The 19,095-nt window shown below is 65.0% G+C and carries 15 protein-coding genes; 9 read left to right on the forward strand and 6 right to left on the reverse strand.

Annotated elements, in window-relative coordinates:
• Positions 1–358: 358 nt before the first annotated feature.
• From V7066_RS11385 to V7066_RS11400, 4 genes are all read right to left on the reverse strand, one after another.
• Positions 359–1,141: a sulfite exporter TauE/SafE family protein gene (locus V7066_RS11385; protein ID WP_334183159.1), complete on the reverse strand. Its 783-nt coding sequence runs from the start codon at positions 1,139–1,141 to the stop codon at positions 359–361.
• A 34-nt stretch (positions 1,142–1,175) separates the two neighbouring features.
• Positions 1,176–3,644, reverse strand: a complete 2,469-nt coding sequence (locus V7066_RS11390; RefSeq protein ID WP_334183293.1) for a TonB-dependent receptor — start codon at positions 3,642–3,644, stop codon at positions 1,176–1,178.
• Between the two features lie 152 nt (positions 3,645–3,796).
• On the reverse strand, positions 3,797–3,994 hold the full coding sequence (locus tag V7066_RS11395) for a YezD family protein (RefSeq protein ID WP_334183160.1): 198 nt from the start codon (positions 3,992–3,994) through the stop codon (positions 3,797–3,799).
• Between the two features lie 269 nt (positions 3,995–4,263).
• Positions 4,264–4,704: an RrF2 family transcriptional regulator gene (locus V7066_RS11400; protein WP_334183161.1), complete on the reverse strand. Its 441-nt coding sequence runs from the start codon at positions 4,702–4,704 to the stop codon at positions 4,264–4,266.
• A 398-nt stretch (positions 4,705–5,102) separates the two neighbouring features.
• Between V7066_RS11400 and V7066_RS11405 the strand changes: the two genes are divergently transcribed.
• The 9 genes from V7066_RS11405 to V7066_RS11445 all read left to right on the forward strand — a co-directional run bounded on the left by V7066_RS11405 (position 5,103) and on the right by V7066_RS11445 (position 16,019).
• Positions 5,103–7,487 carry a TonB-dependent receptor gene (locus tag V7066_RS11405; protein ID WP_334183162.1) on the forward strand — a complete coding sequence of 795 codons (2,385 nt, stop codon included), beginning with the start codon at positions 5,103–5,105 and terminating at the stop codon, positions 7,485–7,487.
• A gap of 217 nt (positions 7,488–7,704) precedes the next feature.
• Positions 7,705–8,343, forward strand: a complete 639-nt coding sequence (locus tag V7066_RS11410; protein WP_334183163.1) for a class I SAM-dependent methyltransferase — start codon at positions 7,705–7,707, stop codon at positions 8,341–8,343.
• Between the two features lie 133 nt (positions 8,344–8,476).
• Positions 8,477–9,733: an MFS transporter gene (locus V7066_RS11415; RefSeq protein ID WP_334183164.1), complete on the forward strand. Its 1,257-nt coding sequence runs from the start codon at positions 8,477–8,479 to the stop codon at positions 9,731–9,733.
• 190 nt (positions 9,734–9,923) lie between these two features.
• Positions 9,924–11,126 carry an aromatic ring-hydroxylating oxygenase subunit alpha gene (locus V7066_RS11420; RefSeq protein WP_334183165.1) on the forward strand — a complete coding sequence of 401 codons (1,203 nt, stop codon included), beginning with the start codon at positions 9,924–9,926 and terminating at the stop codon, positions 11,124–11,126.
• A 283-nt stretch (positions 11,127–11,409) separates the two neighbouring features.
• Positions 11,410–11,895 carry a VOC family protein gene (locus tag V7066_RS11425; protein WP_334183166.1) on the forward strand — a complete coding sequence of 162 codons (486 nt, stop codon included), beginning with the start codon at positions 11,410–11,412 and terminating at the stop codon, positions 11,893–11,895.
• A 111-nt stretch (positions 11,896–12,006) separates the two neighbouring features.
• Positions 12,007–12,789 carry a 4,5-DOPA dioxygenase extradiol gene (gene ygiD / locus V7066_RS11430; RefSeq protein ID WP_334183167.1) on the forward strand — a complete coding sequence of 261 codons (783 nt, stop codon included), beginning with the start codon at positions 12,007–12,009 and terminating at the stop codon, positions 12,787–12,789.
• A gap of 42 nt (positions 12,790–12,831) precedes the next feature.
• Positions 12,832–13,929 carry an acetamidase/formamidase family protein gene (locus tag V7066_RS11435; RefSeq protein ID WP_334183168.1) on the forward strand — a complete coding sequence of 366 codons (1,098 nt, stop codon included), beginning with the start codon at positions 12,832–12,834 and terminating at the stop codon, positions 13,927–13,929.
• Between the two features lie 80 nt (positions 13,930–14,009).
• Positions 14,010–14,822 carry a TauD/TfdA dioxygenase family protein gene (locus V7066_RS11440; protein ID WP_334183169.1) on the forward strand — a complete coding sequence of 271 codons (813 nt, stop codon included), beginning with the start codon at positions 14,010–14,012 and terminating at the stop codon, positions 14,820–14,822.
• Positions 14,823–14,909: 87 nt separating this feature from the next.
• Entirely contained in the window at positions 14,910–16,019 is a 1,110-nt protein-coding gene (locus V7066_RS11445; RefSeq protein ID WP_334183170.1) for a calcium:proton antiporter, read from the forward strand.
• Positions 16,020–16,026: 7 nt separating this feature from the next.
• Here the strand turns inward: V7066_RS11445 and V7066_RS11450 are convergent, their stop codons facing one another.
• Together V7066_RS11450 and V7066_RS11455 are read right to left on the reverse strand one after the other, a co-directional pair.
• Positions 16,027–17,832 carry an AMP-dependent synthetase/ligase gene (locus V7066_RS11450; RefSeq protein WP_334183294.1) on the reverse strand — a complete coding sequence of 602 codons (1,806 nt, stop codon included), beginning with the start codon at positions 17,830–17,832 and terminating at the stop codon, positions 16,027–16,029.
• Positions 17,833–17,952: 120 nt separating this feature from the next.
• On the reverse strand, positions 17,953–19,008 hold the full coding sequence (locus V7066_RS11455) for a quinone-dependent dihydroorotate dehydrogenase (RefSeq protein WP_334183295.1): 1,056 nt from the start codon (positions 19,006–19,008) through the stop codon (positions 17,953–17,955).
• Between the last annotated feature and the right edge of the window lie 87 nt (positions 19,009–19,095).

Here is a 19,095-nt window from a genome sequence, read left to right on the forward strand (position 1 = left end):
GCAGGCGCCGTCGCCCACATGTCCCTTCATCTAAAACCTACAATGTCAAAGATCCACCAGACAAAAAACCCGGACAACCAGCATTCCCCGATTTTGATCTCGAGGAGCATGTTGCCCGTCATGTCTTGGCGACCGCTGCTAAACCAGGTGGTCCGCTGCGGTGAGAGGCCCTCTAGGACCCACTCACGATTCGGTCAACACGCTAATTTCAAAAAAACGACATTTTTCCAAAAACACACGGGTTTTCGGGATTTCTGGAATGCCCATCCTTCGATCGCCCTCGCCAGATACGATTTGGGCCGGAGCAAAAAGGGATTTGCTCCGGCCCAAACGATAACGATCCTGCTTCTGGTCCCGATCAGAGACCGGGAATCAAATGCCAGGCCTTGGCGATGCTGAAGGCGCTCGTGGCGATCAGGACGAGCGCGACCGCAAAAAGCAGCACGCGCGGCGGAATCCTCTTCGCCAGCAAGGCCCCGAACGGAGCTGCTATGACGCCGCCCACGATCATCCCGATCGTCACTGCACTGAAGGCACTGAAGCCCAGCGCGCCGATGAACGAGATCGAGATCGAGAGCGACAGCAGGAACTCGGCCGTATTGACGGTGCCGATCACCTTGGCCGGATCTCCGCCCTGTACCAGCAGGTTGGAGGTCACGACCGGCCCCCAGCCGCCGCCGCCCGCCGCATCGAGGAAGCCTCCGGTAAGAGCGAGCGGCCGGGTCATGCGAGGGTCTTCGAAGCGCGGCTTCGACATGCGGATCGCCTTGACCAGCAGATAGAAGCCGATGCCCGTCAGATAGAGCATGATATAGGGCCGGGCGACCGAGGCATCGATATTCGACAGCACATAGGCTCCCAGAACACCGCCCACGATGCCGAAGGGAACCAGCCGCTTGAACAGCCCCCAGTCGACATTGCGATGGACGATATGGCTGGCGCCCGAAGCCCCGGTCGTGAAGATCTCCACGAGGTGGGTGCTGGCCGAAGCCGCCGCCGGTGCGACCCCGAGCACGCTGACGAGCATCGTCTGCGAGATCACACCGAAAGCCATGCCCAGGGCGCCATCGATGACTTGCGCGGCAAATCCGACGACGATGAAGGGCACGACGTCCCACACGCCTATTCCTAGATCGAACATGAGGTTGTCCTCCCTGTTCCTGAAGTTGCGGAGATCAGAAGCCGTACCGGACGGTCAGGCCCCAGGTACGCGGGTCGGCGGGAAGCCCTGCGATCAGGCCGGTGTTGCCGGGACCGACGAAGAGCTGGTCGAAGTAGTTCTGATCGAAAGCGTTGCGGACCCAGCCATAGATGTCAAACCCGTTGTCCGTACGGAAGCCGAGGCGGAAGTTCGACAGGCTGTAACCGTCGATCCAGGTATAGGCCGAAGGCGACGGGTTCGACGAGAAGTTCGAGCGATAGCTGCCGTCATAGCCGAGGTAGACTTCGCCTTCCTGGCCGAGCAGGGTCGCCGGCTGGTTGACTTCCGCCCCGAACGAGAACGACCACTTCGAGACGCCCGGCAGGCGCTGGCCCGAGATGTTGCAGTTGGCGGGGCTGAGCGCACCCGGGACGCCTGCGGCTCCGGGGGTCTGCGTGCCGGTGGCGGTGGTGCCGCCCGAAAGCTCCGGCGGGCAAGGCGCATCGACGAAGCGGCGATAGGTCGCATCGGTGTAGGCACCGTTGACATAGGCATTGAAGCGCTCGCTCGGCCGGATCGAGAAGTCCGCCTCGACACCCTGCGAACGCACGGCGCCCGCATTGGCGAGATAACCGCGCAGCACGCCGAACTGGCCGTTGTTCACGTTGGCCTGGTAGTCCTTGATGTCGGTGCGGAAGATCGAGACGTTGAGCGTGGCCTTGCGATCCCAGAACTGCGACTTGATGCCCGCTTCGTAGTGGTTCACGTCTTCCGGCTTGACCGTGGCCGCCGCCAGGATCGGGTTGTTCTGGGTGTCGGTGGGGACGCCGTTCTGGTTGATGCCGCCCGACTTGAAGGACTTGGCATAGGTCGCATAGACCAGCACGTCCGGCGCGACCTTGTAGCTCGCGGTGAAATCGTAGCTGAAGTTCCAGTCGCTGAACTCGGGCGAGATTTCCTGCGGGGTGAAAATCGCCAGCTGCGCGGTCTTCACCGCACTCGACGGGCCGGTGGTGAGCACCGGGTTGCCGGCACCGTCGAACACGCGGCGCTGGTAATAGCCTTCCTTCTTGTCATAGTTCAGGCGCACGCCCGGCTGGATCGTCAGTTCGGGCGTCAGATGCCAGCTCAGCTGTCCGTAGAGCGCCGCGCTGGTGTTCTTCAGATACTGGGTATTGTAGGCGACGAGACCGTTGAGCACCGAAGGATCGTTCGACAGGGCATTCGACGGCGCGATGTTCCAGCGGCTGGATGCCGTGCCATGCGCCTCGGTGCCCTGGGTATCGATCCGCTGGTAGAAGCCGAAGGCGCCGACCACGAAATCGATCTTGTCGCTGCTGTAGTTGTAGCGCAGCTCTTGGGTGTACTGGTCCTGCTGCGAGGGGTTCTGCGACAGCGCGACGATCGGCAGGCCGGTGAAGTCACGGTCGTTCGACGGGTCCCAGTCCCAGAAGCGCCAGGCGGAGATCGACGTCAGCGTGCCCTGCCCGAGGTCCCACTTCACGCGCAGCGAGGCGCCGCCGATCTTGTTCTTGGCGCGCAAGTCGGTGTCGAGGTCGGTCAGGCGGTCGAAAGCGTTCCGGCTCGGCGGGGCATAGCCCAGCGCGGCGGACAGGGCTTCGAACTGGCGGTTGAGCGCCCGCTGGGTCAGCCCGGTGCGGACATAGACCGAGCCGCAGCAGTTGGCGTCCTGCGCGCTGAAATCCCCCGCGAGCGTGACTTCCAGATCGTCCGTGGGCTTCCAGAGCAACTGGCCGCGCAGGCCCAGGTTGTCCTGGCCCTGGATGTGCTCGCCGGTGACGACGTTGTAGATCGTGCCCTTGCGGCTGGTCGACGAGATCGCGAGACGCGCGGCCAGTTTGTCGGTCAGCGGACCGGAAACGGCGGCCTTGGCCTGCTTGAAATTGTAGTTGCCGATCGAGACCTCGGCCTTGCCCTCGAAGTCGAAGGTCGGCTGGTTGGTCGTGATGTTGATCGCGCCGGCCGTGGTGTTCTTGCCGTAGAGCGTGCCCTGGGGCCCGCGCAGAACCTCGATCTGGGCGACATCGAGGAAGTCGAACGTGGCCGAGGCGACGCGCGAGTTGTAGACGTCGTCGACATAGATGCCGACACCCTGCTCGATGCCGTCGTTGGTCAGGCCGAACGGCACGCCGAGGCCGCGGATATTGACCGCGGTATTGCGCGGGTTCGACGAATAGAACTGCAAGGTCGGCGTCAGCTGTTGCAGGCGGCCGACGTTGAACGAGCCGGTGGAGTCGATGTGCTCTCCGCCCACCACCGAGATCGCCAGCGGCACGTCCTGGCTCGATTCCTGACGGCGGCGTGCAGTCACGAAGATTTCGCCGCCGCGATCGTGGGCGCCGGTGCCGACCGAGGTCGGCGGCACTTCATCGTCGCCCGTACCTGACGCAGCGACAGCGGCTTCGGCTGCGGTCGCAACGGCAGGCGCAGCGGACTTCTCCGCCGCAGCCTCCTTGGCCAGAGCCGGCGTTGCGGCCAGCATCAGCGTGAACGACAGGCAGGCGAGCGGAAGCGGGGCCGGCAGCGGCCCGCGAATGGTCTTTCTCATGTGATCCCCCTTGTTGTTATGTCCGAGGGCCTCACATCCGGCGGTCCGGTCTGCGCGGCTGGGTGCGGTTCGTTCGGTGGCGCGCCTTACGAGGCGAAGCGCCGCCGTTCGGTGATGTCGAGCTGAACCAGCTTCCCATCGTGGACTGTCAGTTGGATGACGCCATAGCGCATCTGGTCCAGAGCATCGGCGACCACCTGAAGCGGTGCCGCCTTGGGATTGCTTGCGGATTCCCTGGCGAGGTGCAGTCCCGATCGCTGGTTGTCCGATGACGGTTGAGACATTGCGAATCTTCCTCCGAGCGCGGCTTTTTCGCCGCCATCCGCACTCGTATTCTCAACTTAAAAAGTTGACAATATCCCTAGCCGAAAGTTTCTCGTTTCCACGCCCAAGCAAAATCTTTTTACGCCGAAGCGATATCGCACTGCCCCGTTTGATCCGGGCGGCAAATTCGAGGGACCGCAAGTGCTGCCGTGCTAAAAATGCGCGGCAATTACTCATTTTATCAATAACTTAATTGAAAATGCGGTGCCCGGCAGAGACCCGGCAATGCTCAGTCCTCGCCGTCGGCCTGTGCCGGAACGAGTTCGATGCGATCCGACAGGCGTACTCCATCGAGCAGTTCCGCCGTGCGATCGCGCACTTCGAGCATCAGCGCGCGGGTGCGGCAATTCTCTTCTTCGAGGCAGTTCTTGCACTTTTCATGCGCGAACCGGCTGGCGCAGGGCACCAGGGCCAGCGATCCGCGCATCAGCCGGATCAGGTCGCCATACGTGATGTCGATCGGGGAGACCGCCAGCCGGTAGCCGCCGTCCTTGCCGCGCTGCGAATCGACGATGCCGAAGCGGCTCAATTCGGACAGGATCGTGGTCAGGAACTTGGCGGGAATGTTCTGTGCTTCCGCGATCTGCGCGAGCTGGATCGGACCCTGCCCGTAGTTGTCGGCAAGATGCTGCATGGCGCGGATGGCGTAGCGGGTTTTCTGCGAAAGCACGCCTCCGTCATGCCGCAGCACGCGCGCCCATGGCAAGGCCGCCCGGCGGCGAATTCGCAGATTGTCAGTCTCTTCGGTTGACAACTTGAAGCGGGACCGGGCGGTGGAAATTGTCCTCCGTTCCTTCGCGGCTTGACGCGGGAGGCCCTTGGCCGCCGCCTTTCGCAGTGCAAAAGCCGGATCGCCTCCCCACATAGCCCGTCCACGCCGCAAGGAACCCGTGAAAATCGCGATTTCTTGCATCCGGATAGCGGCCCGCCGGGGGCCTCCGATCAAGTACTTATTCGCAAATGCACAAGACCCATTCCACGCCCCGCGCCAGATTTTCCGTCAAGCGGCCACATGCACGAACGAGCCGCGCAACCGGGAATCGGTCTGACTTTGTTCGGGGAACTACCATGATCAGCAAGTCACGAATCGCCTATGCGCTCGCTTCGAGCGTCTCGCTTCTCGCGTTCGCATCGGGCACGGCGCATGCGGAAGACGCCGATGCAGCCGCTGCAGCGGCCGCCGTCGCGGCTCCGGCGGAAGGCCTCACCGATATCGTCGTCACCGCCGAGCGCCGCGACGTCAGCCTCCAGCAGGCGCCGCTCTCGGTCAGCGCGATCACGTCCGAAACGCTGAAGGCCGCAAACATCAACGACATCACCGGTCTCAACGGCACGGTTCCCGGCCTGGTCGTGGCCAAGAGCGGCGGCGGCGAGCGCATCATCACCATTCGCGGCGTCGGTTCGGAAACCCCGGAGAACACCAATACCCAGCCGGGCGTCTCCTATCACATCGACGGCGTCTACATCTTCAACTCGATCGCCGCGAGCGCAGCCTTCATCGACGTGGCGCAAGTGGAAGTGCTGCGCGGCCCGCAGGGCACCCTGTTCGGCCAGGGATCGACCGGCGGCACCATCAACGTCGTCTCGATCGAACCGAGCACCGAAAGCGTGAGCGGCAACGTCAATGCGGGCTACGGCAACTACAACTACATGGAAGGCTCGGGCGCGCTGAACGTGCCGCTTTCCGATACCCTGGCGGTGCGCGGCGCCTTCCAGTTCACCAAGCACGACGGCTATTCCCACGCCACTGAAGTGCCCGGCTTCCGCAAGTACGACCTCGACGATCAGGACGAGACCGGCTGGCGCCTCGGGGCCAAGTGGCAGCCCGCCTCCAACTTCTCGATCGTGCTGAACACCGTGCAGTTCACCAGCGAGACCAACGGCCCGGCGCAGAAGAACATCCTCGATCCGAACCCCGACCCGCGCGAGCTGACCCAGGATTATCCCGGCCGCTCGGTGGTGAAGACCCAGCTCTATACCGGCGTGATGAAATGGGAGACGCCGTTTGCCACGATCAAGTCGATCACCGGCTATCAGAAGCTTCACTCCGAACAGGCCTGGGACGCCGACGGGCTGGATACCACGCTGTTCTATGCCCAGACCTACAACCCGATCAGCTTCACCGGCACCGCCTACGACCACGTTCCGCTGTGGGAATCGGATACCAAAAGCTGGAGCCAGGAAATAAACCTGACCTCCAACGGCTCCGGCCCGTTCAGCTGGGTGCTCGGCGGCGTCTACCTGCACTCGTCGAACAGCCAGTACGTCAACGAATACCGCAGCGACGACGACAACTTCCTCCAGGAAGCCCTGCCCTCCGATACCGCCTGGAACGATCCGCTGGTCGCCAATCTGACCTATGCCGAACTCTCCACGATCAAGCGCGATCTCTACGCCTTCTTCGCGCAGGGCACTTACAGCCTGACCAGCCGGCTCAAGCTGACGGCAGGTGCGCGCTACAACCATGACAAGTCGACCGGCACTTACGATTCGATGTCCGGCGGTGCTTCCGGTCAGACTTCGGGCGCCTACCTCCAGCCCAGCCCGACCGGCAGCCGCAAGGGCGACGCCTGGACCGGCAAGGTCGCGCTCGACTACCAGATCACGCCTGCCAACATGGTCTATGCCAGCTGGACGCGCGGCTTCAAGCCGGGCGGCATCAACTCCGCCGCCTCCACCGGAGGCAGCTATGCGATCCTGCCGACCTATCGGCAGGAAACCGTCGATTCCTTCGAAATCGGCACGAAGAACCGCTTCCTGGGCGACACGCTCCAGATCAACGGCTCGGCCTTCCTCTACAATTACAAGAACATGCAGTTCCTGGAGGAAGACCCGATCCTCTACGGCGAAGGCATCAGCAACGCCCCCAAGGCGCGGGTCTACGGCCTGGAACTCGAAGGCTCGTACATCCCCACCGAGGGCCTGCGCTTCGATGCCTCGATGTCGTATCTCGAAGGCGAGTTCACCTCACACTACCTCGCGCTCGATCCGACCAATGCCGCCAATGCCCAGAATGCGGCGGGCTATCCGGACTACCTGTTCTGGAGCAATTTCTACCCGGCCATGCTCGCCCGCGACGCCGCGCGCGCGGACATCAAGGGCAACCGCGTCCCCAAACTGCCGCGCTGGCAGGGCAACGTGGCGGCGACCTGGAACGGCAAGGTCGGACCCGGCGAACTGACCGCCCGTGCCCAGCTGATCTATCGCGGCAAGTACCAGTACCGCCTGTTCAACGAAGGCGACGTGGACCTCACCCCCTCGTACACGCAGGTCAACGCCATGCTGAAGTACGAGCCGGAAGGCACCAACACCAACGTGACGCTGCGCGTCATCAACCTGTTCGACAGGAACGGCATCAACTCGCGCTTCTCGGACCCTTACGGCAGCGCCCAGGTGATGGACACCTATATCCCGCCGCGCCAGGTGATCCTCTCGGTGGGCTACAAGTTCTAAGCGTCCAACGGGTCGCACCGTTGCCTTTTCAGGGATGCGCGGGTCGCCGGACCCGCGCATCCCTTCGCTTTTGGACGCCAGGCAGCAAATCAATCCCGCGAAACCCCAAGCACGACAGGGACAGGAATGTTCGGACTGTCGGCCCTCCGGCCCGGACGGCTATCATCGCGCCGTCGCGGGGCCGGACCGGCCGCGCTCCGCTGCCATGGAGGCCGCCATGTCCGCCAGACTGAGCCTGTTCTACGGCCTGCTCGGCAAAGTGCAGCCCTATTTCCGCGGCGCCCGCATGGGCCGCTTCGAAGCCGCGCTGGCCCCGGCCACGGGCGCCCGCGTGCTCGATCTCGGCGGCACGACCGAGATCTGGAATCTCGTCCCGACACCGCTGGACATCACCATCGTCAACCTCCCCGGGGTGCCCCGCCACGAAGAGGTCGCGAGCCACCACCGCTTCACCTTCCTCGACGGCGACGCCACCCGGCTCACCCAGTTCGCCGACAATGCCTTCGACGTGGTGTTCTCCAACAGCGTGATCGAGCATGTCGGCGGCCCGGAAAAGGAGCGCCTCTTCGCCGGGGAAGTGCGGCGGCTCGCCCCGGCATACTGGATACAGACTCCCTCGATCTGGTTCCCGCTGGAAGCCCATACCGGACTGCCGTTCTGGTGGTTCGCGCCCGCCCGCCTGCGCGCCGCGCTGCACCGGCGCTGGGAACGCATGCTGCCCGCCTGGAACGAGATGGTCGCGGGCACCACGGTCCTGGGCCGCAAGCGGCTGCGCTCCTACTTCCCCGATGCCGAGCACGGCATCGAATGGGTCGCGGGCTTTCCCAAGTCCTATTTCGCCTTCCGCACCGCATGACCGGCCTTCTTGTTTCGCGGCAGCGATCAACTATCTAGGCGCGGGTCATCAAGAGTGTGCAGCCGCAGCATGAGAGCCTGCACGGCGTGTCAGTCCGGCGATTCCATCCCGGACGGAGCCCGCAGGAGTCGCAATGCCGCGCAGTGTCCTCGTCCTATTCGCCGCCTCGCTGGGCTTCTTCTTCGTGACGGCGACGACGTTCACCTCGCTGGGCTACGTGCTCTACACCATGGTGGCGCAACTCGGCTGGTCGAAGGCGGCGGCCGGTCTCAGCTTTTCGCTGCTCGGCCTCGCCTGCGGCCTCGCCAGTCCGCTGCCGCCGCTGCTGATGAAATCGATCGGCACCCGGCTGACAATGTTCGCGGGCTGCCTGGTGCTCGCCGCCGGGTTCTTCATCGCCTCGCAGATCGAGCACCTGACCCTGTTCTTCGTGGCGACGACGCTGATGGGCGTGGGTTTCTCGCTGATCGCCCCCTCGCCCGCCGTCTACCTGCTGGCGACGTGGTTCCCGCGCACTTCGGCACGGATGATCGGCTTCTACTTCATGTCCGGCGCGGCAGGCGGCATTGCCGGACCGCTGATCGTCGGCGCCATCGTCGGGATGACCGGCGACTGGCGCCTGCACTGGATGGTCATGGCGGTCAGCGCCGTGGTGCTCGGCCTGATCTGCCTCGTCTGCATCCGCGACGCCGTGAAAGTGGAAAGCGTGGAGCAGGTGAAAGGTGCGGGCCATGAGCAGGACGTTCCGGCCGAAAAGAGCCTCTGGACCGTGCGCCAGGCGCTGAGGACGCCGAGCTTCCTGATCCTCGCCCTCGTCATGACCGTGGTGCAGACCGCCGTGACCTCCGCCCACTCCATCCTCGTTGCCCATATCGCCAACCTCGGCGAGGGTGCCGCGCCCGGCGCGTTGGCCATGAGCCTGCTGGCTTTCGCGGGTACCGGCGCCAAGGGCCTGACCGGCACCCTGTCCGAGCGCATCGACCCGCGCCGCATCCTCATTGCCGGCCTGGCCTTGCAAGCCATCGCAATGGCCCTGCTGTGGTCGACCTCGATCGTGCTGGTGGCGACGGCAGCCGCGACGCTGTTCGGCCTCGGCTGGGGCATGGCCTGGCTTTCCGCCCATATCCTGCTGCTGCGCTACTTCGGCGCGGGCATCGCCGGCGACATGACCGCCATGGCCACCACCGCCACGACGTTCGCGGTGCTCGGCCCGATCCTGGCAGGTCGGATCGCCGACGTGACCGGCGGCTATTCGCTGGCGATCCTGATCTTCGCGCTGCTGCTGGCCGCCTCCACGGTCGTCGCGGTCCTGTTCCTGCGCGCTCCGGTGCAGCGTCCGATACCGGAAACCGACATGATCGAAGACGGCGAACTGGTTCCAGCCGAATAAAAGCGCTGCTCCTGCAAAGGCCCCGGTGCGCGCGACAGCCGCACCGGGGCCTTTTCGCGTTCGGGCACTCTGCCAAAAGACACTGCGCCCAGTGCAAAGCCCGCTCCGTCCGGCCCCGCTAGTCTGTCCGGGTTGCGGGAGGACGCGAGGACGTTCTCCCCGGTCTCACCGATACGGGGATCAGGCAGGAATGACTCTACTCAACGACCAGTTCTTCGACAGCCTGGGCAGCTCCATCAAGGACACGCTCGAAGCCGATACGCTGCCCCCGGCCTGCTACACCGACGAGGAATTCCACCACTTCGAGAAGGCCGCACTGTTCGAGCATGAATGGCTCTGCGTCGGCCGCGCCGAATGGCTGGAAAATCCCGGCGACTTCTTCACCGTAACCCGCGCCGACGAGCCGATCATCGTCACCAAGACCCGCGACGGCACCGTCAAGGCGCTCTCGGCGGTCTGCCAGCACCGCGCCATGCTGGTCGCGGAAGGTCACGGCAATGCCCGCGCCTTCGTCTGCCCCTATCACCACTGGACTTACGACCTCGACGGCACGCTCGTCGGCGCCCCGGCGATGAGCCGTACCTGCAATTTCGACAAGAAGGCCGCCAGCCTGCCCGAGATCCGCCACGAGATCTGGCACGGCTTCGTCTTCATCAACCTCGATCCCGCAGCCCAGCCGCTGACCCCGCGCCTGTCCGGCCTTGAGGACGTCGTCGCCAACTACGACTTCGCCAGCCTGCGCGGCCCCCGTCCCGAGGAAGCCACCGTGTTCCCGTGGAACTGGAAGGTCATGCTGGAGAACAACAACGACGGCTATCACGCCAGCCGCCTCCACGCCGGGCCGCTGCACGACTTCATCCCGAGCGGCCTCGCCACGTTCCCCGAAGTGCCGGAGGATTCGGCGGGCTACTACCGGCTCAACGGCACGCTCCACAAGAACGCCGCCTTCAACGCCACGCAGAAGTCGGTCTTCCCGGTGTTCCCCAAGCTTACCGAGGAGGAGCAGAACCGGCTGCTGTTCGTGAACCTGCCCCCCAGCCTCTCGCTGGTCGTGCTCAACGACACCGTGCTCTATCTCATCATGGACCCGCGCTCGGCCCAGTCGCACGCACTGACGATCGGTACGCTGATGGTGCCCGAAGCGATGGACGATCCGCTGTTCGAGCTGAAGATGAAGATGAACGACACGGCCGTCGAAGAGATCGTCAGCCAGGACTTCCACGTCGACGAACTCGTCCAGCAGGGCCTGCGCTCGAAGTTCGCACCGCGCGGACGCTATTCCTGGCAGGAAGGTGCGCAACGCCTGCTCAACGTCTGGCTGGTCGAACGCTATCGCCGCGAATGGGACCGCCGCCGCGGGCCTTCTGCCCCGGTTACGCGCCTGCGCGCCTGATTCACGAGAGTTTTACCGTCACCCATTCCCGACGGTCTGCGGCGTCCGGTCTCGTACCGGGCGCCGCCTTTTCTTAGGCGCGCGAGGAATCAACGATTCGTGCGCGGCATGGCGAGCGCCCGCTCAAGCGCCCGCTACCCCTTGCGTGTCAGCGGCGGCACCGGTCCGCGCCTCCACCCGATCTTCCTACGGGATAGGCTCTGGGAGGTCGGGTGGGGGCGCGGGCCGGTGCCGCTAAAATCCGCCGAAGGCGGATTTTCAAACAGACGGGAGCCAAGACCTTATGACCAACACCCTCATCTTCGTCGATTTCGCCACCGACGATCCCGCCAAGGCCGGAGAATTCTACGCCGAAGTCTTCGGCTGGGAGAACGACGCGCGGCCCCACGGCATCTACCACCGCATGGTTCCCGGCGGCTTCTTCCAGCACAAGGACGGCAGCGACAGCCAGATCGGCAATCTCCACCTCGGCGTGTTCGATGCGAACAACGCCCGCCCGCATCCCAATCCCGAAGGCGTGGAGCCGCGCACCCTCGCCACCGAGGGCCGCAAGGCGCGCATCTGGGTGCTGATCGGCGACGACGACAGCGAAGAGCGGATCCTCGCCACCGCCGAGAAGCTGGGCGGCAAGGTGCTCTGGCGCAATCACTACTGGAAGGAGTTCAACGGCTACAACCACGCCTTCGCGGACCCCTGGGGCAACGAGATCATCCTCTGGGGCAAGGCGGGCGAAAACCCCGAGATTCCGGCCGACTACACCCGCGAATAGGCCCAGCTCCCCGGCGGCGCGACAAGTTCTTGTGCGCGCCGCCGCAAGACCGCCCGGCCCCCTTCTCCATAGCCTGCAAGCCATAGACCTTCATCCGGAGCCAGACGCACAATGAGCCGCCTCCCCATCGTTTTCTTCGGACATGGCAGCCCGATGGTGGCGCTGGAGAAAAGCCCCGTCACCCGCAGCTGGAACCAGATCGCGACGAACATCGGCAAGCCGCGCGCGATCCTGTGCATCTCGGCCCATTGGCAGACGCGCGGCACCGCCGTCACCGCCATGGCCCAGCCGCGCACCATCCACGACTTCGGCGCCTTCCCGCAGGCCCTGTTCGACGTGCAGTACCCTGCCCCCGGCGATCCGGAACTGGCGGCGCGCGTGCGCGAACTGCTCAGCCCGATGCCGGTGAGCATGGACGCCAACTGGGGCCTCGACCACGGAACCTGGTCGGTGCTGGTCCATGCCTATCCCGAAGCGGACGTGCCGGTGATCCAGCTCGGCATGGACCTGGGCAAGAGCGCGGCCGAGCACTGGCTGGTCGGCCGCATGCTGCGCCCGCTGCGCGACGAGGGCGTGCTCATCATGGGCACCGGCAATATCGTCCACAACCTGCCCGCCATGGACTGGGCCAACCCCGCCGCCGATCCCTATCCCTGGGCCGAGCAGTTCAACGCGACCATGTGCAAGGCGATCGCCTCCGACGATCCCCAGACCGTGATCGATTACGAGGCGCTGGGCGAGGCCGCCCGGCTCTCGGTGCCGAGTTCCGACCATTTCCTGCCGCTGCTCTACGTTCTGGGCGCCCGCCACGAGGACGAAGCGGCAACCTTCGAACCCGATTTCATCCAGCACAAGTCGCTCAGCATGACGAGCGTGCGGATCGGCGCCGCGTAAACCCGCGCGCCTGTACCTCTTTCCTTCCCAACAGGAGTTCCGATGGCACTGATCAGCCTAAAGCCCGAGCCAGCAAGGGAGGCCGCCCTCCAGCCGTCGGCCCTGCACCACCTTCGGGCCACACCGGAAACGGTGCACTGGGGCTACTTCTCGCCCGAGATCAAACCGGCGCTCTATGTGAAGAGCGGCGACCTGATCCAGGCGCAGGCCGTCACCCACCACGCGGGCGACGATCCGGACCTGATGTTCGACGACGACATCCGCCGCATCTTCACCGAGATCGACCCCGCCACCCGCGCGCCCGGCTGCCACATCATGACCGGCCCGATCTTCGTCGAGGGCGCGGAACCCGGCGACATGCTGGAAGTGCGCTACATGGCGATGCGCCCGCGCTTCAACTACGGCTCGAACCTCGCGGCCAACTGGGGCCATCTCTACCAGGAATTCGGCGAGACCGAGCGGGTGACGATCTACAAGATCGATCCCAACGCCAACACCGCCAGCGCGCTCTATGCCTATGACGTGGACGAGAAGTACGTCGTCCCCGGCCGCATCACCCATTGCCCGGAATGCGACCGCTCCACCGCGCTGCCCGGCATCACCATCCCGGCCCGCCCGCACCTCGGCACTGCCGGTGTCGCGCCCGCCGTCAACGAGGCGGTGAGCACGATTCCCCCCGGCCTCCACGGCGGCAACATCGACAACTGGCGCATCGGCGCGGGCGCAACGATGTACTACCCGGTGCAGGTCAAGGGCGGCCTGTTCTCGATCGGCGACCCCCACATCAGCCAGGGCGACGGCGAGATCAGCGGCACGGCCATCGAAGCCTCGCTCGACGTGCTGTTCCAGATCGTGCTGCGCAAGGACTTCTCGTTCCCCTCGCCGCTGCTGGAGACACCGGACTGCTGGATCGTCCACGGCTTCGGCGAGAATCTCGACAAGGCGATGAAGTCCGCCTCGATCGACATGCTCCACCTCCTCACCGAGCATCAAGGCCTTTCCCGCAACGACGGCTACTCGCTGATGAGCGTCGCCGCCGACTTCGGGGTGACTCAGGTGGTCGACGGCACCCAGGGCATCCACTGCCGCATCGAACGCCGCATCTTCCCCGAGAAAGGTAGCGTGCGCGATCCCGAATAAGACACCGAAACGCACCGGGTGCGAGAGCCCTCACTCCGCATCCGGTGCGTGCCCGAGAAGACAGGAACCGGAGCCCGACAATGGGTTATGAAACGATCAACGTCCGCCCCATGACCAAGCGCATCGGCGCGGAAATCTTCGGCATCGACTTGCGCCAGCCGCTCGGCAACCAGGCGTTCGCCGAGATTCACGACGCGCTGATGAAGCACCAGGTGGTGTTCTTCCGCGATCAGGACATCGATCACGAAGCCCACAAGGCGCTGGGGCGCGCCTTCGGCCAGCTTGCGATCCATTCCGGCGTCGCGGGCCTGCCAGACCATCCCGAAGTCGTCGCCATCCACGCCGACGAGAATTCGAAATTCGTCGCAGGCGAGAACTGGCATTCGGACCTCTCCGCCGATGCCGAGCCGCCGATGGGTTCGATCCTGCACATCCACACCCTGCCCGAGCACGGCGGCGATACGCTGTTTGCCAGCATGTATGCCGCCTACGAAGCGCTGTCCCCGGCGATGAAGGCCTTCCTCGATCCGCTGACCGCCGTTCACGATGCCAATCCCGTCTACAAGGCGATCTTCCCGGATTCGACCAAGACCTATCCCTGCAATGCGCATCCGGTGATCCGCACCCACCCGGTGACCGGCCGCAAGCTGCTCTTCGTGAACTCCTCCTACACGACGAAGATCAAAGAGTTGTCCGGCCCCGAGAGCAAGGCCGTGCTCGATTTCCTGTTCGACCATGTGAAAGACGCGAACTTCCACGTCCGCTTCCGTTGGCAGAAGAACTCGGTGGCTTTCTGGGACAACCGCTGCACCCAGCACTTCGCGGTCTGGGACTATTTTCCCGAAGTCCGCTCCGGCTACCGCGTAACGGTGGCGGGAGATCGTCCGTTCTAATTCTCCCGTGAGACTGCGCTGTTAGCGTTGGTCACGGCTTTCACGGGGTAACTGGCCCCCGGTTCGAATTTCCGTATAGTGCCCGGCATGAGCGACACATCCCCAGCCGCCGTCCCGAAATCCGCAACCTTTCCGTTTTTCGGCCTCGCCCCCTGGGCCATTGTCGTTCCCTTCCTTGCTTTCGTGGCCGTCGCGTTGGGCAAGCCTTCCGGCATTCCCATGGCGATCGTGCTGGCTCTGGTGCTTGGGGGCGCGATCATGTCGGCGGTCTATCATGCCGAAGTGATCGCGCACCGCGTGGGCGAGCCGTTCGGCACGCTGATCCTGGCTTTCGCCGTCACCGTGATCGAGACCTCGCTGATTGTCTCGATCATGCTCAGCGACGGCAACGGCACCCAGACCCTGGCGCGCGACACCGTGTTCGCGGCGGTGATGATCACGATCAACGGCATCGTCGGCGTCTGCCTGCTGCTGGGCGGCGGGCGCCATCACGAGCAGGGCTATACGCAATCGGGGGTCAACCACGGGCTGGCGATCCTGGCGACGCTCTCGGTCCTGACCCTGGTCATGCCGAACTACACGACCAGCGAGGCCGGGCCGTTCTACAACGCCAACCAGCTGATCTTCGTCGCGGCGGATTCGCTGATCCTCTATGCGACTTTCGTGGTGGCCCAGACCATCCGCCACCGCGACCACTTCCTCTATCCCGAGGAAAGCGACGGTGCCCACGACACGGTTCCGCCCGCCAAGGCGATCGCGGCGGGCGTCATGCTGCCGGTGGCGCTGATTCCCGTGGTCCTGCTGGCCAAGGCGCTCTCGCCCTCGATCGAGGCGGGCGTGGCGGCGCTGGGCGCGCCCCATGCCATGGTCGGCATCATCATCGCCGCGCTGGTGCTGGCGCCGGAAAGCCTGGCCGCCCTGAGCGCGGCGCGGGCCAACCGCGTGCAGACCAGCCTCAACCTCGCGATCGGCTCCGCGCTGGCCACCATCGGCCTGACGATTCCCGCAGTCGCCATAGCCTCGATGGCGATGGGGCTGGACCTCGAACTCGGCCTCTCGTTCAAGTCAATCGCCCTGCTCGGCCTGACCTTGCTGGTGGCGACGATGACCCTCAGCACCGGGCGGACCACACTCGTTCAGGGCATGGTCCACCTGGTGATCTTCTCGACCTACCTGTTCACGACGCTGGTGCCGTAAGCGGGATTCAATTCCGGTAGAGTGCGTCCATCCGCTCGCCGTAGCGCTCCTTGAGCTTGTGGCGACGGATCTTGAGGCTGGGGGTCATTTCCTCGTTCTCGATGCCGAAAGGCTCGTCGGCGAACGTGTATTGGCGCACCTTCTCGATCACCGAGAGATCCGCGTTCACCCGGTCTATCGCGCCGCGGATTTCAGCGCGGAAGGCGGGGAGGCCCTGAAGCGCCTTGAAATCGAACTTCTCGCCGTTGGCCTTGGCCCATTCCAGCGCCCAGTCGGCATCGGGAACGATCAGGCCGACGATGTAAGGGCGGCGGTCGCCGAGCACCATGGCCTGCGCGATCTCCGGCTGGAGCGTCAGCATCGACTCCACCTTCTGCGGAGAGACGTTGTCGCCCTTGTCGTTGACGATCATGTCCTTCTTGCGGTCGGTGATCATGATCCGCCCGCGATCGTCGATGTGGCCGACATCGCCGGTGTGGAGCCAGCCATCCTTCATCACCGCCTCGGTGGCGGCGCCGTTCTGCCAGTAGCCTTCCATCACCAGTTCACCGCGCACGAGGATTTCCCCGTCCTCGGCGATCCGCACTTCGACCCCGCGCAGCGGCGGGCCGACGGTGTCGTGCTTGATTCCGGCCGCAGGGCGATTGCAACTGATTACCGGGCCGGCCTCGGTCTGGCCGTAGCCCTGGAGCAGCGTCAGCCCCATCGCATCGAAGAACGCGCCGATCTCGGGATTGAGCGGCGCCCCGCCGGAGACGAGCGCCTTGATCCGGCCGCCGAACTTGGCGCGCACCTTGGGGCGCAGGGTCCGCTCGATCACCATGTCGAGCGGATAGTCGAGCAGGCGGCGGCGTCCGGCCTGCTCGCGCCCGGCGATGCCCATGGCGATTTCCATCAGCCGCGCCGGGATCGCACCCTGCTTCTCGATCTGCTTCATGATGCGCGTGCGCAGCACTTCGAACAGGCGCGGGACGACGACCATGATCGTCGGGCGCACTTCCTCGATATTGGAGGCCAGCTTGTCGAGGCCCTCGGAGTAGTAGATCTGTCCGCCCATCGCGATCGGCAGGAACTGGCCGCCGGTATGCTCGTAGGCGTGGCTGAGCGGCAGGAACGAGAGGAAGATCTCGCCCTCGTCGCAGCCGAAGTCGTCGAAGATGATCTGCGCCGCGCCCGCCACGTTGGTCAGGATCATGCCATGGTGCTGACGCACCCCGCGCGGGGCGCCGCCGGTGCCACTGGTATAGATGATGCAGGCGAGATCGCGGCGCGTGAACGTCGCTACTCGCGCATCCACTTCCGCCCGTGCCGCCTTGGCATCGCCCTCTAGCAGCGCGGCCCAGTCATGCCTTTCGTAGACGCCGCCCTGCATCGGCGGCAGCGCCTCCATGCCGATGACATGGCGGCAGAGATCAGTCTGGACGATCGCCGGAAGCAGCGCCTTGCCCAGCTTGGCAGTGGAGACGATCGCCGCGCGGGCGCCCGAATTCTCCAGGATATGGATGTGGTCGCGCGTCGTGTTGGTCGTGTAGGCAGGCACGGTGACGCAGCCTGCCGCCATGATCGCGAGATCGGCGAGGCACCATTCCGGCCGGTTTTCCGACACCACCATGACCCGGTCGCCCGGCTGAAGCCCCATGCGCCGCAACGACGCCGCGATCAGGCCGACCTGGCGCGCCGCTTCCGCCCAACTCGTGGAATACCACTTGCCGTCCCGCTTGGCCCAGAGCATCGGCGCGTTGCCGAGCCTGTCGGCCTGCGTGAGAAACAGCGATACCAGGTTGGTGCACTTGTCGAAGTCACCAAGATCCATGCCGGGCTCGTCCTCTCTTGCCATGCGGAATTGTCCGTTCTGATCAACGTTTAGGCGTGTGCGGAGGTTGCGACAAGCAAAGCCGCATCCCGACGCACCCCGGTAACACCGGTTTCGGCGTTATTCGGTCCCGACCGCCTCGGCGATCGAGGCGAAGCCGTCGCGCTTCATCAACGCTTCCAGGCCCTTGCAGAGCGCCTTGGCCATGCCCGGTCCTTCGTAGACCATCGCGCTATAGACCTGCACCAGGCTAGCCCCGGCGCGGATACGCGCCCAGGCGTCCTCCGCCGTAGCGATGCCGCCGACGCCGATCAGCGGCACCGCGCCGCCGGTCGCCTTGCGGAAGTCGCGCAGGCGCTGCTGGGCAAGATCACGCAAGGGCGCGCCGGACAGGCCGCCGGTCTCGCCGCGATGCGCCGATCGCAGGGCCGGGCGGGAAATGGTGGTGTTCGACACGATCAGCGCGCCGAGGCGCTTCTCGATGGCGATGCGGGCGATGGCATCGATATCGGCGGGTTCGAGATCCGGTGCCACCTTGAGGAACACCGGCGGGCCATCCGTGCCGCAAACCTCGGCGCGGGCTTCCAGCACCGCGTCGAGCAGGCCGGTCAGCGCCGATTCGTCCTGGAGCGCGCGCAGGCCCGGCGTGTTCGGGCTGGAGATGTTCACCGCCAGATAGGTCGCCAGCGGGGCCATCAGGCGCGCCATCGTCGCATAGTCGGCGATGCGGTCGTCCGCGTCCTTGTTGGCGCCGATGTTGATGCCGACGACGCCGGGGCGATTCTTGCGCGCCGTCAGTCCCTGCAACGCGACCTCGGCACCCTTGTTGTTGAAGCCCATGCGGTTGATCACCGCGCGGTCCTCGACCAGCCGGAACAGGCGGGGCTGCGGATTGCCCGCCTGCGGCAGCGGCGTGATCGAGCCGACTTCGGCAAAGCCGAAACCGAGGCCCAGCAGGGCGTCCGGAACTTCGCCGTCCTTGTCGAACCCGGCCGCCATGCCCACGGGGTTGGGGAAGGCGATTCCCGCCACTTGCGTCGCCAGCGAGGCCGGGAACGCCGGGGCGCGGCTGGGTCCGGCCAGTTTCAGCGCCTTTAGCGCGAGGCCATGCGCCGATTCGGCGTCGAGACGGAACAGGGCGGGTCTGATCAGGGAATAAAGCACGGAGCCGCGCATAGACACCTCAGGGCTGTTGCTCAAATGCTTCTTATCCTGCGCAACGCGCGCAAAATCGCTTTTTCGGCGTCGCCCGGGGGGCTCACG

This window comes from Novosphingobium sp., assembly GCF_036820275.1.
Taxonomy (GTDB): Bacteria; Pseudomonadota; Alphaproteobacteria; order Sphingomonadales; family Sphingomonadaceae; genus Novosphingobium.